The organism is Evansella vedderi, from assembly GCF_030813435.1.
Lineage (GTDB): Bacteria > Bacillota > Bacilli > Bacillales > Salisediminibacteriaceae > Evansella > Evansella vedderi.
The window spans coordinates 15445-30083 of sequence record NZ_JAUSUG010000022.1; the positions used below are offsets into that span (position 1 = coordinate 15445).

General features: G+C 38.8%; 11 protein-coding genes and 1 tRNA gene. 6 read left to right on the plus strand and 6 right to left on the minus strand.

What is annotated here, in order from left to right:
- The first annotated feature begins 107 nt into the window (after positions 1-107).
- The gene (locus J2S74_RS21775; RefSeq protein WP_307330074.1) at positions 108-1406 is read left to right on the plus strand and encodes an acyl-CoA thioester hydrolase/BAAT C-terminal domain-containing protein; all 1299 of its coding nucleotides are present in this window, start codon (positions 108-110) and stop codon (positions 1404-1406) included.
- A 52-nt stretch (positions 1407-1458) separates the two neighbouring features.
- On the opposite strand, the gene J2S74_RS21780 is transcribed toward J2S74_RS21775, so the two are convergent.
- The 5 genes from J2S74_RS21780 to J2S74_RS21800 form a co-directional block, all read right to left on the minus strand.
- On the minus strand, positions 1459-2055 hold the full coding sequence (locus J2S74_RS21780) for a hypothetical protein (protein ID WP_307330076.1): 597 nt from the start codon (positions 2053-2055) through the stop codon (positions 1459-1461).
- A 110-nt stretch (positions 2056-2165) separates the two neighbouring features.
- Complete coding sequence (locus J2S74_RS21785; RefSeq protein ID WP_307330079.1) at positions 2166-3071, minus strand: amidase domain-containing protein; 906 nt, start codon at positions 3069-3071, stop codon at positions 2166-2168.
- Between the two features lie 129 nt (positions 3072-3200).
- Positions 3201-3731, minus strand: a complete 531-nt coding sequence (locus J2S74_RS21790) for a methylated-DNA--[protein]-cysteine S-methyltransferase (protein ID WP_307330082.1) — start codon at positions 3729-3731, stop codon at positions 3201-3203.
- Positions 3732-3833: 102 nt separating this feature from the next.
- Positions 3834-4982 (minus strand): tRNA epoxyqueuosine(34) reductase QueG, encoded by a 1149-nt coding sequence (gene queG / locus J2S74_RS21795; protein WP_307330085.1) that lies wholly within the window; start codon positions 4980-4982, stop codon positions 3834-3836.
- 957 nt (positions 4983-5939) lie between these two features.
- Positions 5940-6013 (minus strand) — tRNA-Gly (locus J2S74_RS21800).
- A 494-nt stretch (positions 6014-6507) separates the two neighbouring features.
- On the opposite strand from J2S74_RS21800, the gene J2S74_RS21805 reads away from it, so the two are divergent.
- The 4 genes from J2S74_RS21805 to J2S74_RS21820 all read left to right on the plus strand — a co-directional run bounded on the left by J2S74_RS21805 (position 6508) and on the right by J2S74_RS21820 (position 11045).
- Entirely contained in the window at positions 6508-7386 is an 879-nt protein-coding gene (locus tag J2S74_RS21805) for an SDR family oxidoreductase (protein ID WP_307330089.1), read from the plus strand.
- 86 nt (positions 7387-7472) lie between these two features.
- A complete protein-coding gene (locus J2S74_RS21810) occupies positions 7473-7637 on the plus strand; it encodes a hypothetical protein (RefSeq protein ID WP_307330091.1) in 165 nt (54 codons plus the stop codon).
- 136 nt (positions 7638-7773) lie between these two features.
- Entirely contained in the window at positions 7774-8418 is a 645-nt protein-coding gene (locus tag J2S74_RS21815; protein WP_307330094.1) for a GDSL-type esterase/lipase family protein, read from the plus strand.
- A 791-nt stretch (positions 8419-9209) separates the two neighbouring features.
- Positions 9210-11045, plus strand: coding sequence for a UbiD family decarboxylase (locus tag J2S74_RS21820; RefSeq protein ID WP_307330097.1), 1836 nt, complete (start codon positions 9210-9212; stop codon positions 11043-11045).
- 120 nt (positions 11046-11165) lie between these two features.
- On the opposite strand, the gene J2S74_RS21825 is transcribed toward J2S74_RS21820, so the two are convergent.
- The gene (locus J2S74_RS21825; protein WP_307330100.1) at positions 11166-12179 is read right to left on the minus strand and encodes a DUF3231 family protein; all 1014 of its coding nucleotides are present in this window, start codon (positions 12177-12179) and stop codon (positions 11166-11168) included.
- A 311-nt stretch (positions 12180-12490) separates the two neighbouring features.
- On the opposite strand from J2S74_RS21825, the gene J2S74_RS21830 reads away from it, so the two are divergent.
- Positions 12491-14605: a catalase gene (locus J2S74_RS21830; RefSeq protein WP_307330103.1), complete on the plus strand. Its 2115-nt coding sequence runs from the start codon at positions 12491-12493 to the stop codon at positions 14603-14605.
- Positions 14606-14639 lie beyond the last annotated feature (34 nt).

Consider the following 14639-nt stretch of genomic DNA (forward strand, 5'->3'; position numbering starts at 1 on the left):
CATGAGAAAGTAAAAGTAGTTCCCACGATTTATTTTATAAATTTTGTCTTATTTTTTTGCTTGTACGAATAGGCTAGTAAAGAAATAAGTGATGAGGTGGGATCCTTATGAAATGTTTTCTATACCCTGATATTGGACGGGTCGATGAAGCCCTACAGCTTCATATGGACGGACTAGAGCCTAAAGAAACAGTTACGATTACCATGACAATGGTTAATGATGTTTCCGGACTTTGGAGCTCAAAGATGACAACGGAAGCAGATGTAAACGGAAAATTATTAATTGGTGACCATGGAAATAATGGCAAAAATATTTTTACAGAGCTCATTTGGGGTCTTCGTCCAGCAGACAGCCAGACAAGCAAACCAATGCCTGCAGACGATACACAGCCAATAACCTTACACATTGACTTGGAATCAACGATAAGTCAGAGAAAGGAAGCACGGACCGTTACGAGACTTTTTAAGGAAGATTATGTGCTGGAAGAATCCATCCATGCTGAAGAAATAAACGGTATTTTTTATTATCCTCAAAATAAAAGAAAGCTCCCTAGCATTATTTTACTCGGTGGATTGGATGGGATAGCCCCCAATCAAACAGCTGCTTTACTAGCTTCACATGGTTATGGTGTCCTGTCATTAGATTATTTGGGACAACCAAACCAACAGGAACTTCTTTCTGAAGTTCCAATTGAACAGGTGCATCAAGCGGTGGACTGGTTAAAACACCACCCTAAAGCTGACAAGGAGAAAATTTTAATTTTTGGCAGTTCGAAAGGAGCAGAGCTAGCTTTATTAGCTGCTTCAAAAAACAAAGATATAAAAGGCGTTATTGCCTATTCTCCTTCTCAATATGTTTTTCAAGGACTTGACCTTAAAAGAAAGAAATCTTCATGGTCTGAACAAGAAAAAGAAGTTCCGTATGTTCCCTTTTCCTATACTATTGGTGATTTCTTAAAGATAATAAAAAGTCGATTTTCAAAAGTGGAAATAGATTTTTCCAATATTTATAAGCGCAGTATTGAAAAGTATGAGCAAAAGGATAATCGTGCTGCAGAAATACCTGTTGAAAGAATTGGAGGACCCATCCTTTTTGTCAGTGGGGATGAAGATGCATTGTGGCCATCTGTTCAGATGACGGAACAAATGCTTAACCGGCTCCAAAAACACTCCTTCCCATTTGATATCAAGCATTTAACGTACAAACAAGCTGGCCACATATTAGTGCAACCGTATTTGCCCTCTCTTCCAGAAAATGGCGAGACGGCTAGCTACGGGGGGACCCCAATGGAGAACGCTATTTCAGGAGAGTCGGCATGGAAAGAAACGTTAAAATTTATAAAGGAGCACTTTCCTCCTGCACGAATTCCAACCGAATCCATTCCATTTCAAGTAAGCGGCAGATAAAAACTAAGGGTGGGACAAAAGGATTCCTTTTGACCCACCCTCCATTTACACTTTATTTCGAATATACATTTAATGAGTCTACAACTATTTTTATATCCTCAAAAGAAGCTTCCTTACCAATAACCTGATACACAGGAACCCTTTCTAACGAACCAAATAAATCCTGCTTTTTAACAAAAGTATATTGAACAGTAGGTACAGGCTGTTGAAAAAAGGTTAATTCACCAAGAAATGTTGAAATCTCTTTAATTTCAATCCCCTCCATATACAACTGTTCATTAACAGTTCCCGTAAGCATATAATCCCTTAAAAAAGCTACATTTAAGCCTTGGATATTTCTATCCTGAACTAAATCTACCTGATGATCATTTTCTGTTAAATAACTTATGACTAAAAGCTCATCCTCGTAAACGATTTCTGCTATTTCCCATTCTTCAGGGATGTTACTTGGAACTAAAACCGGAAATGGAAGTTCCCTTGAAGCTTGCATTAAGGTAGCATCAGAAGCTGTACAGGCAGAAAATAGAAAAAGGAGGCTTAGAACAGAAATAATTTTCAACTTGCCTTTAGTGACACGCACTTTTAACACCACTGCTTCCTCATAATCTATAATCCATTTTAGAATACTATAGATTAATGAAACCAGCAAACGAATCAAATTCCCCTGTATTTACAGACACCACAATATATGAAAACTAGTTTTAGCTGCTCGAAAATTGGAGGGTGATGATTTACGCTTCAATCAACTTTTTTGTAAGGTTATTGGTTATCTAAAATATGGAAAAATTTATATTTGATATTAGGTGTCCATGCGGTGGAATCCTCGTAAGCCCAATATCTCATTCTACTATTAGCGGTATGAGCATTTACTAACGGCATTCCCTCCCCATCTTTTGCAACGACGATCGTTGTATGTTGCCAATTTCCATCACCAGTAAAGTCGTAACAAATAACATCTCCCCTCAACAATTGATCTGCACTAGATACCTCTTTGACTCGAACGCCATGTTTAGTCCCACTTAAATACCAGCGCAAAGCATGGGCCACTGTCCAGCTATAGCTCCACTGATTATTACGATACCACCAGCCGTTGGAACGATCAGGATGTCCATTCATGGAAAGACCGCCAGCATACATACATTGGGAAACATAGTTAGTACAATCATTTTCAAATTTTCGGTATTCAGGGTTAAATTCATTCCACCAACGTTCTGCATATTGAACCACTGCTAAACGATCATAAGTATATCCCCGATTGGATCGCTGAGGACTTTCATGAAAAGTTTGTCTTAACCTTTCTTCCGGAACGCTTCCATCTCCATCGTTTTGCAGCTGATAATCATCAATAATTTCTCCATCCTCTAGGACGGCTCGACGAATCTGAACCTGTTCTTCAATATATAGCTTTCCATGATGACGGATAACATTTTGAAGCAGGAGTCCATATTCTACGAGAGACCTGTTCCCAAATGATTGCTCACGAATGATATGTCCATCGATTATGTTTTTTACAATTTCTGCCTGTCTATCCTTTAAGTTCTTTTGTTTCCTTTCTAAAGCGTCCCGCTCATTATTTCGGATAAATAGTTTTTTTCCTTCACCCCTGACATAACATTGCTGACAGCCCTGAATATACTCTTTTATTTTATTTATGACGAAACTCACAAGCCAACACCTCCTTACTATCTCCTATATATGTATTCCTGTAATGAACGAATAAATGAATAAATTAAGAAAAAAAGGATGTGTTTTAAAGGTTCATTTTCACCTTTAAACACATCCTTTTATAAGTAATTAAGAAATTTTTTCGATAGAGCCTTCTAATTTTAATAAATACTCTTTTTTATCAAGGCCTCCACCGTACCCTACCATGGATCCATTACTTCCAATCACTCTATGGCAAGGGATAATAATGGGGATAGGATTTTGATTATTCGCTCCCCCAATGGCCCGAACAGCCTTAGGAGCGCCAATTTCCATAGCGATTTGCTTATAAGACTTTGTTTCTCCATAAGCAATTTCCTTTACCTTGCTCCATACAAGCGTTTGAAATTTTGTTCCGATTAAATCTAAAGGAAGATCAAATTCCGTTCTTTCCTTCCGAAAATATTCTTCTAATTGTTTCAATGCTGGTTGAAGTTCAATGTCATTTTCCACTAACTCAACATTCATTAACTTCTTCTTTAGCCAATTGTCGATCGTAGAGCACGTTTTCTTAATGGAACCAAACTCAATAAAACAAATTCCCCTCTCCGATTTCCCCACCGTTAATAAACCGATCGGACTGTGCATTTCAGAAAAATAAATGTACGGTCTTACAGACATACTTTTACTAACCCCACTTTCCGTCCAGAAATATATCTATATTTTAATGTTTTCTAAGTTTATTTGATTTTCTATTCATGGTACTGGACGATGATTACACTTTCAACCTTGAATTTTGTCAAATTCTTTGTTTTTTAGTGCCTTATCTATTTCGTAGAGAACATTTGGATCCTTTTCTCTGTTTTTCGCTTGTATTAGTTTTTCCTCACAGGACTTCTCCGTAAATTCTCCTATGGCCCATGCCGCCGTTCCTCGTATTACTGGACGGGGATCACTCTCTAATAAATGGAAGAGTGTAGGTAATGCCTCTTTTTCTTTATAATGAGCTAGAGCAATAATAGCATTTCTCTGGATTGGTTTTTTCCCCCTCCAAGAACCTGATATCCTGCCAAACTTTCTCTTAAACTCTTTATTACTTATAGTTAATAAAGGGATAAGCTGAGGTTTCACTATATCAGGATCCGGTTCCATTTCAGGATGATGGTGGAAATCCTTTCCTTTATTCTCTGGACAAACTACTTGGCACGTATCACAGCCGTACAAACGATTTCCAATCTTCTTCCGGTATCTTTCCCCTAACATATCCTTCGTTTGCGTTAAAAAGGCAATACATTTATTGGAATCAAGCTGACCTCCTTGAACCAATGCACCAGTAGGACAAGCTTCCACACACTTATTGCAGGTTCCACACTGGTCTTCTATAGGGGTATCTGGAGGAATAGAAATCGTCGTGATCATTTCACCTAAGTAAACATAAGAGCCAAATTCAGGAGTGATAATCGCACAGTTCTTCCCACTCCAACCAATACCAGCCCTTTCTGCAACAGCACGATCCGACAACTCACCTGTGTCTACCATAGATAAACATTTTGCATCTTCTACTTTTGTTAAGATAAATTCTTCTAGAGCTTGTAATTTTCTTCGTAAAATATGATGATAATCTTCACCCCAAGAAGCCCGACAAAAAATTCCCCTTCTATCTCCTTTTTTTGATTTTGGAGCATTTTTTAACTTAGAAGGATAAGCAAGGGCGATGGAAATAATCGTCTTTGCCTCAGGTAAAAGCGTTGATGGGTTAGTCCGTTCTTCGATGGAACCCTTTTCAAAACCTGACTCAAACCCTAATTGTTGCTGCTCCAGTAGTCTATTTTTAAAGGATACAAATGGATCCGCTGCGGCAAAGCCTATTTTGTCGATGCCTATACGTTTACTGTATGCAATGATTTCTTCTTTTAATTGGGCGTTTGCCACAACCTTCACCTTCTTTCTAAAAAAAATTTATTTTTTAGCTATTTGAATGAATTTCATCATTCAGTTTCTTATGAAAACAACAAATTTAAAATAACATTTATATCTTTTTAAAACTTAATTAAATTTACGCGGTTCATGTATGCTTTTTGAGACAGGTATGTACCGTTTCCTTTTCCTTACGCGGTTCATGAATGCTTTTTGAGACAGGTAAGTGGCACTCCCGTTTCGTTACGCGTTCCATGAATGCTTTATGAGACAGGTAAGTGACACTTCCGTTTCGTTACGCGTTTCATAAATGCTTTATGAGACAGGTATGTGCCGGTTCCTTTTCCTTACGCGGTTCATGAATGCTTTATGAGACAGGTATGTGCCGGTTCCTTTTCCTTACGCGGTTCATGAATGCTTTTATGAGACAGGTAAGTGCCGTTTCCTTTTCCTTACGCGGTTCATGAATGCTTTATGAGACAGGTATGTGCCGTTTCCTTTTCCTTTCGCGGTTCATGAATGCTTTATGAGACAGGTATGTGGCACTCCCGTTTCGTTACGCGTTTCATAAACGCTTTTTGAGACAGGTAAGTCACGCTTCCATTTCGTTACGCGGTTCATAAACGCTTTTTGAGACAGGTAAGTCACGCTTCCATTACGTTACGCGTTTCATAAATGCTTTTATGAGACAGGTAAGTGGCGCTTCCCTTTCGTTACACGTTTCATAAATGCTTTATGAGACAGGTATATGCCGGTTCCTTTTCCTTTCGCGGTTCATGAATGCTTTATGAGACAGGTATGTGCCGTTTCCTTTTCCTTTCGCGGTTCATGAATGCTTTATGAGACAGGTAAGTCACGCTTCCACTACGTTACGCATTTCCTGATAGTTTTGGTTGTATACATGGAAAAAAGTAGCGTTCCTGTTTCGAAACACTACTTTAAATTTATATTCGTATATAAAGTTCGTTTTGTTGGAGCGGGTGATGAGAATCGAACTCACGACATCAGCTTGGAAGGCTGAGGTTTTACCACTAAACTACACCCGCATATAGATTTATTACAAATTTAGAATTGCTTACAAAGTTAGGGCCTTACATGTCTCTTCCTCTGCTAGCTCAGCTCCGATGTGGATCCGTCGAGACAACTCGAAGCTTACTCGAGATGCTTTGCTCGCGGCTGAGGTTTTACCACTAAACTACACCCGCATACAGATTTATTATAAATTTAGTATTGCTTACAAAGTTAGGGCCTTACATGTCTCTTCCTCTGCTAGCTCAGCTCCGATGTGGATCCGTCGAGACAACTCGAAGCTTACTCGAGATGCTTTGCTCGCGGCTGAGGTTTTACCACTAAACTACACCCGCATTTATTATTATTTACAAATTGTATTGTACTATTTAGTGATCGGGTTGTCAAATGGGTTAAACAAATTCCCAAAAAATGTTACAAAAGCGGTTTACTTATAACTTTATTTTATCCGTTTATTCCCCTTTTAAAATAGGCATTCTAAGAACGAATGATTAGGAGGGGGTGAATTAAGATGAAATTTAACGAAGTTAAAAATCAACAAAAGAATGGTCAACCTGCACAGCATCAAGATCACCAGCCTGGTTTTGAAAATGAAATGAACCCGCAGCCTATTTACGATGATCACAATTATAAGGGGAGCGGCAAACTTAAGGATAAGGTGGTGATCATAACTGGAGGGGACAGCGGAATTGGGAGGGCAGTTGCCATTGCCTTTGCTAAGGAAGGTGCCAAGCTTTCTGTTGTCTACTTGGATGAGCATGCAGATGCTGAAAAGACAAAGGCTGATGTGGAAAAATACAATGGCGAATGTTTATTGATCTCCGGGGATGTTGGGGAAGAAGCTTTTTGTCAAAAGGCGGTTCAAATGACAATAGATCAATATGGCACCTTGGATTGTGTCATTAACAACGCAGCGGAACAGCATTATCAAGAAAAGATTGAGAATATTACGTCCGAACAAATGGAACGTACTTTTAAAACCAATATATTCTCTTGCTTCTATATAACAAAAGCAGCAATGCCACATTTAAAACAGGGAAGCACCATTATTAACACAGCATCCATTGTCGCCTATAAAGGAAACCCTGTACTAATGGATTATGCGTCTACGAAGGGGGCTCAAATAGCCTTTACCCGCTCCCTGTCTGAAAATCTTGTTTCAAAAGGCATAAGAGTGAATGCAGTAGCACCAGGGCCTATTTGGACTCCGTTAATTCCAGCTTCATTTCCTGCAGACCAAGTAGCAAACTTTGGAACAAACAGCCCAATGGGAAGACCTGGTCAACCTGCGGAATTAGCACCTAGCTATGTTTATTTAGCATCAGATGATTCTTCCTACGTTTCCGGTCAAGTTTTGCATGTAAATGGCGGCTCCATCGTTAACGGATAATCTGTTATTCTCAAAAAAATGTAACAATTTTTTCCCGTATTAAAAAACGTTTTTTGGAAAAATTACAACTATGGGAGGTGATAATGATGGCAAAACGCAACAGAAATGCAAACAACAACAACAACAACAATAACAACAGAGACTTAAATGTTGATAATGCAAATGCTGAGTTCGCTAACGAGAATGATTTCAACAACAACGACAACCGCAACAACAGAAATAACAGAAACAACCGTAACAACAACAACTAATTAAATACTTAACTGTGCTAACCTCCACACATGACGTGTGGAGGTTAGTTATTGTATTGTAATCCTATGTGCCGTAACTTTTTATTCCCCCATCTCATACGATAAAGTAATTCGTGTATTGGGGAGGTACGTACCGATGCAATCTAACATCATTTACACGGCCATTGGGGATTCATTAACAGTAGGAGTCGGTGCTTACTTAAGTACTGGGTTTGTTAAACGTTATGAAAAATTAATTTATCAAAAACTACAGGCACCAGTGATTACCCGAGTTTTTGCAAAGCCACGTATCCATTCCAGTCAATTACTACAAATGTTTAGCAACCCAGAGTTACAGCGAAGTATTCAACAGTCTAATATAATAACTATATCTATTGGTGGTAATGACTTACTAAAAGCAAATAGAAAGTATAAAAAAAGTAAAGACCCAAAGATATTTGAAGAAGCAGAGAATATTTTTTATCATAATGTCCGTCAGATGCTCTTTGAAATTCAATATTTGAAAGAATATGACTATAGTCGTCCTTACATTATACAACTGATTGGCCTTTATAATCCTTTCCCTAAAATAAGCTACAGTGATTATTGGGTAAACAGATTTAACCATGTACTTTATTCGTTTACGGGAAATAACATTTATTTTACAGATATCCACTATTTATTTAAACACTATAATAAAAGGGTGTTACCTATTGGTATACACCCGAATGGAAATGGTTATCAAATCGTTGCGAACGAGTTAGCTAAAACATTAGAATATTATCCTCATCATACAAAATAACAGAATGGGACATAGACACAGCAGCTGCCTATCTCCTTAAAGCCCTTATTCTTCCCTACAATAGGCTGCAGTTACTAGCTGCTTGTGTGTGACTCCTTTACAACCGTTAAACAATATCTACAATAATTCCCATACATTTCAATCGTTGTTAGACAACCTGGACATGTCCAAGCTAAACATTTCGGACACTTTTTCCCCCTGTTGTATAAATAACTATATGGCAACGCCGTTTCACCACATTTTACACAAGTTCCCCTCAGCATAACAGTCCCCCCTAGCCTATATCTATGACAGGCCATTATAAGAAATGAAGACTATTTTAGAGACAAACTTAAAAATGCTGGCCAGGTTTACTGACCAGCATGTCAGACAGGAATGGTATTCATTAATACCCATTCGGCTTTAGTCTGAGGAGGTATAAAAAGCTGATAAAGTTTAACTGTATTTGATGGATCAAACGCATCCATGATGGAAAAAGTGATTTTACAATAAACTTTATTATTTGCAGCATTCTATTCGCCTCCCTAGTGTTAGAATGCTCCATTTTAAGATTAATTATAAGCAGTGTTATTCTTCCCATATTATATAGAAAGAAAAAATGAATTTATTTTCTTAATCATGTACATAGTTTAAGAAACTTGTCACAGCTAGGACAGGACATCTCTATGTAAAACAGGTATAATTTAATTAAAATATAGTATGCTTGGAGTCGCCGCCTTTGCTTCTCCAAGCTTATTGAAAAAATAAAGTATGCGAAAACAGCCTAAAATTTAGAAATGGGAGCTAGTAATATGTATCGAAATTTAGAAGAGTGTGTTCTTGATCTTGAGAAGAATGGTCATTTAATTCGAATAAAAGAAGAAGTAGATCCCTATTTAGAGATGGCAGCAATTCATTTAAAAGTATTTGAAGCAGGGGGGCCTGCATTGCTTTTTGAAAATGTTAAAGGTTCGAAGTTTCCTGCAGTCTCTAATTTATTTGGGACTTTAGAGAGAAGTAAGTTTATTTTTCGCGATACTTGGGAGTCAACGCAAAGTGTCATTGGTCTTCGCAATGACCCAATTCAAGCGATTAAAAATCCTTTTAAGCATGTTAGCACAGGTTTTTCCGCTACAAAGGCACTTCCTGTAAAGAAATCGAAGAATTTACCTGTGGGTGCACAAGAAATTAACATATCTGATCTTCCCCTTATTCATCATTGGCCGGACGATGGAGGCGCTTTTGTTACCTTACCTCAGGTTTACTCAGAGGACCCTGAGAAACCAGGCATTATGAATGCGAACTTAGGAATGTACCGTGTCCAGCTCACGGGAAATGAATATGAGCTAAATAAGGATGTGGGTGTTCATTATCAAATTCATCGTGGGATCGGTGTACACCAGCATAAGGCAAATAAGCTAGGAAAACCATTAAAGGTCAGTATTTTCATTGGTGGCCCTCCTGCCCATACATTAGCAGCAGTTATGCCCCTTCCTGAAGGCTTAAGTGAAATGACCTTTGCTGGGATGCTTGCTGGTCGTAGATTCAACTACACGTATGAGGATGGGTACTGTATCAGTACAGATGCTGATTTTGTCATTACTGGGGAAATTCACCCTGAAGATACGAAGCCGGAAGGTCCTTTTGGAGATCATCTTGGCTACTACAGTCTTGTTCATGATTTTCCTACTTTAAGGGTTCATAAAGTTTACGCACGTGAAAATGCCCTTTGGCCGTTCACCGTTGTTGGAAGACCTCCTCAAGAGGATACAGCCTTTGGGGCCCTTATCCATGAGTTAACTGGGAGTGCCATTAAAACGGAAATCCCTGGAGTGAAGGAAGTACATGCTGTAGACGAAGCAGGTGTTCATCCACTTCTATTTGCAATCGGGAGCGAACGTTACACTCCTTATCAAAAGGTAAAGCAGCCAATGGAGCTTCTCACGATTGCCAACAGAATCTTAGGGACTGGTCAGTTGAGTCTGGCAAAATATCTGTTTATTGCAGCGGAAGAGGACAAGCCGTTAGATACCCATAAAGAAGTGGATTTCATCACGTATATTTTAGAAAGAATGGATTTAAAGCGGGATATTCATTTCCAGACGAATACAACGATTGATACATTAGATTATACAGGTACAGGTCTAAATATCGGGAGCAAAGTAATTTTTGCAGCATGTGGAGACAAGAAGCGGGATCTATGTACAGAGGTTCCTGAGAACTTAAAGGGAATAAGAGAATTTAAGAATCCTCGGTTGGTCATGCCAGGGGTAGTTGCCATCGAAGGACCTGCCTTTACAAATCATGAAAATGCACAAAAGGAAACCGATGCCTTAAGTGCTGCCATATTGGAAAAGGGAGAAATGCCTTCCTGTCCGCTCATTATTCTTAGTGACGATAGTACGTTCCTCAGTGAGAAGTTGAGCAACTTCTTATGGGCTGCATTTACGCGGAGTAACCCATCTCATGATATTTACGGTGTAAATAGCTTTTATGAGCACAAACACTGGGGCTGCGACAATATGATTATGGATATTCGCAGAAAACCCCATCATGCACCACCATTAATTCCCGACCAAACGGTGGAAAAAAATATAGAACGCTTTTTTGCAAAGGGAGCAAGTCTGGAGAGTGTGAAAATAGATTAAAATCAAACCCAAGAATATAGTCAAAAAAACACATCTTATAATTTTAAGATGTGTTTTTTTCAGAGTGGGCACTTCCCTTTCTTCCAAATTTCATTAAATACAAACATCCCCTATGTTGTCTTAGCTTTTTTTACCTTGAGATAATTGCCTACGGTCGCTTGCTAATGGTGGTTGCTCTAACCAGCCTTCACTTATCATGAAGTTCGCACCGTCTTCAGCGTATAGTGCTAATTCCGTACAAAGCTTCAAATACTTTGCGGCAAGATCTCTTCTAGAATTCACACTAAAGGCCGTACCATAAAAAGCAATGGCAACCTGTGAAGACAATTGGATTTGGTACAACATAAACTTGTCTGAAAATGGAGGATCCGTGGAATCAGTGACAAACGATTGCCAAGACATTGGAGAGTTTAGCTTTTCTTCACCAAAAATATTTTGAAATTCATTAATATGCTTATTAGCTATCCTAATCCCTCGATTTACGTACTTACGAACTTTTTCAGAACTTGTAACTTGACTAAATCCAACCTTTAATGCAACGTGTAAATGCATCTTAGACATGTTAAAGGTAATATCACTAATTTCCATAGCAGTGAGCGGCCGCCGTTCTCCAAACCACCCTGTCAAAAAACTTTGCTCTTTAACAAAACTTATAGATTCAGGTGGAGAAAGTACCGGTGGACGTGTCAAAAGTCCTTTAGTAAGCATCATATCTATTGTTTTCTCGAACAGGTCCATTGTTTTCGAATTACATTCCATATAATACTTACGTATATCAGCACGAATCGAAGTACTAACAGAAAGGGCATATCCTGTTAAGCCTTGCAACGCCATAATATACAAATAAAAGAGGTAAAATGGATCTTGAAAAAGCCGTGGTGCATTCACATTAACATCTTTATCTGTAAACCCGAGGGGAACTGGATAGTTTTCACCTTTAAAAAATTCCGTTAATTTTGAAATATGGCTTTCAGATAATTTCAATGCTGTTTGGTAGAGGTGATGGATATCTTCATCTTCAATATGTTCAAGTGCATATTTAAAAAAACAAATAGACATAGAATCGAACATATATTGCGTCCAAATACTCGCCATTTCCGATGCTGTAAGTGGTAAATTACTACTAGATTTCATATACTGAGCATCTCCTTCACAATATTAATACTATGTTTTGAAGGTTTTATATTTTTTATGCTTCCCAATGAATCACGTTTTAGATATTAAATAGGCTGTTTTTTAATAGCATTAACTGCCTTTTGCATAAAATCAATTTATATATCTTTCTTCCTCCCCCCTCTTTATACCCATGCAATTGTTAAGTAACTCTCTTCTATTTAGCATATAAAACACTATTTCCCATAAGTATATTACAATGGAAATTTTAATTAATATTGAGTCCAGTAGAGTTTATACTTACTACTTTTTTTCAGGGGGGAGTTAAATAAATGAGTGATGAAAAAAGAAAACATCCTAAAGCTGAAAGTAAGAAAAAACAACAGCTAGAGGATGTTACTATTGATCACACGGGGAAAAAAATGACGACGAATCAAGGGATACGTGTTACGAATGATGATGATTCGTTAAAAGCGGGAACTCGAGGTCCTACCATTATGGAAGACTTTCATTTTCGAGAAAAAATGACCCACTTTGATCATGAGAGAATTCCAGAACGGGTTGTTCACGCACGCGGGACTGCAGCCCACGGCTACTTTCAAGTTTATGAACCTTTAACGGAGCTTACAAAAGCTAGTTTCCTTCAAGACCCAACTGTCAAAACACCGGTATTCGTTCGTTTTTCAACGGTAGTTGGCTCACGGGGATCAGCAGACACTGTTCGTGATGTTCGTGGCTTCGCTACTAAATTTTACACAGAAGAAGGAAACTACGATCTTGTGGCTAACAACATCCCTATCTTTTTTATTCAAGATGCCATAAAGTTCCCTGATGTGGTTCATGCCATTAAACCGGAGCCACATAATGAGATCCCACAGGCTTCCGCCGCACACGATACTTTCTGGGACTTTGTGGTCAACAATACGGAGACTGCCCATATGATCATGTGGCTCCTTTCTGATCGGGGAATCCCAAGAAGCTTTCGAATGATGGAAGGCTTCGGTGTTCATACTTTTAGGTTTGTTAACGATCGGGGAAAAGCTACATTTGTGAAGTTCCATTGGAAGCCAGTCCTCGGAACCCATGCATTAGTTTGGGACGAAGCACAAAAACTAGCAGGAAAAGATCCAGATTACCATCGTCGAGACCTGTGGAACGCTATTGAAATGGGAGATTATCCAGAATATGAGCTGGGTATTCAAATTTTAGAGGAAGAAAATGAATTTGCCCTTGATTTTGATATTCTTGATCCTACGAAATTCTGGCCTGAGGAACAAATACCTGTTAAGTACGTCGGGAAATTGACCTTAACGGAAAATGTGGATAACTTCTTTGCGGAAACGGAGCAGTCTGCTTTCCATGTGGGGAATATCGTACCAGGTATTGATTTTACCAACGATCCTCTCCTTCAAGGTCGTCTCTTTTCTTATTTAGATACGCAATTAATTAGACTTGGGGGACCAAATTTTCATGAAATACCGATTAACCGTCCCATAAAGCCACCAGTAAATAATCAAAGGGATGGGTTTCATCGAACAACGATTAACCGTGGGGTTACAAGCTACTCCGTTAACTCTCTCCAAGGGAATTATCCTAGACCTTCCTCGGAAAAAGAAGGTGGATATGCCCACTATGCGGAGAAGGTCGAAGGGAAGAAAATTCGTGAAAGAAGTCCTTCCTTTCACGATCACTACAGTCAAGCAACGGTGTTTTGGAACAGCATGTCCCCTATCGAAAAAAAGCACATCATAAAAGCCTTTCACTTTGAGGTTGGAAACGTGGAAAGTGAGGAAATTAGGCAGCAGGTTGTGGATATGTTTAATCACGTGGACCATACCCTTGCAAAAGAAATTGCAGCAGGGGTTGGTGCGAAGCCTCCTTCAGCACCTGCTGGTCCTAAAATTACTGCCAGTTCCCCAGCGGTGAGCCTTTTGACTACAAATTATACGGTGAAATCTAGAAAAGTAGCCATTTTACTAGAGGATGGATTTAATTTTCATGACTATTCTCAAATGGTAAATGAATTAAAAGGGGCTGGCATTCATCCAGAAGTTATTAGTCATCACTTAGGAACCCTAACAAGTAAGGAAGGGAAAAAGGTTCAAGTGGATAAAACCTTTGCAACGAGTGAATCTGTCATGTTCGATGCCGTTTTCGTTCCAGGAGGAGCTAAAAGTGTAAACAAATTAATCGCTAAAGATAAAGCAAATTATTTTCTAAAGGAAGCCTTTGATCATGCAAAAACAATAGGGGCTAGTAATGAAGGGGTGGACTTACTAGCAGATTCGGGAATTCGTGGAATTGCCATTGCCGGATCTGAACACCACCCAACGCCTGTAGAATCCATGGGAGTTATCACCATACAAAACGCAATGAACCTATCCAATTTTACACAAACCTTTATTAAAGCAATGAAAAAGCACCGCCATTGGGTAAGAGAAGCGTAAATCTATTGGATGGTCCTGCTCCCGCCGTAACGTT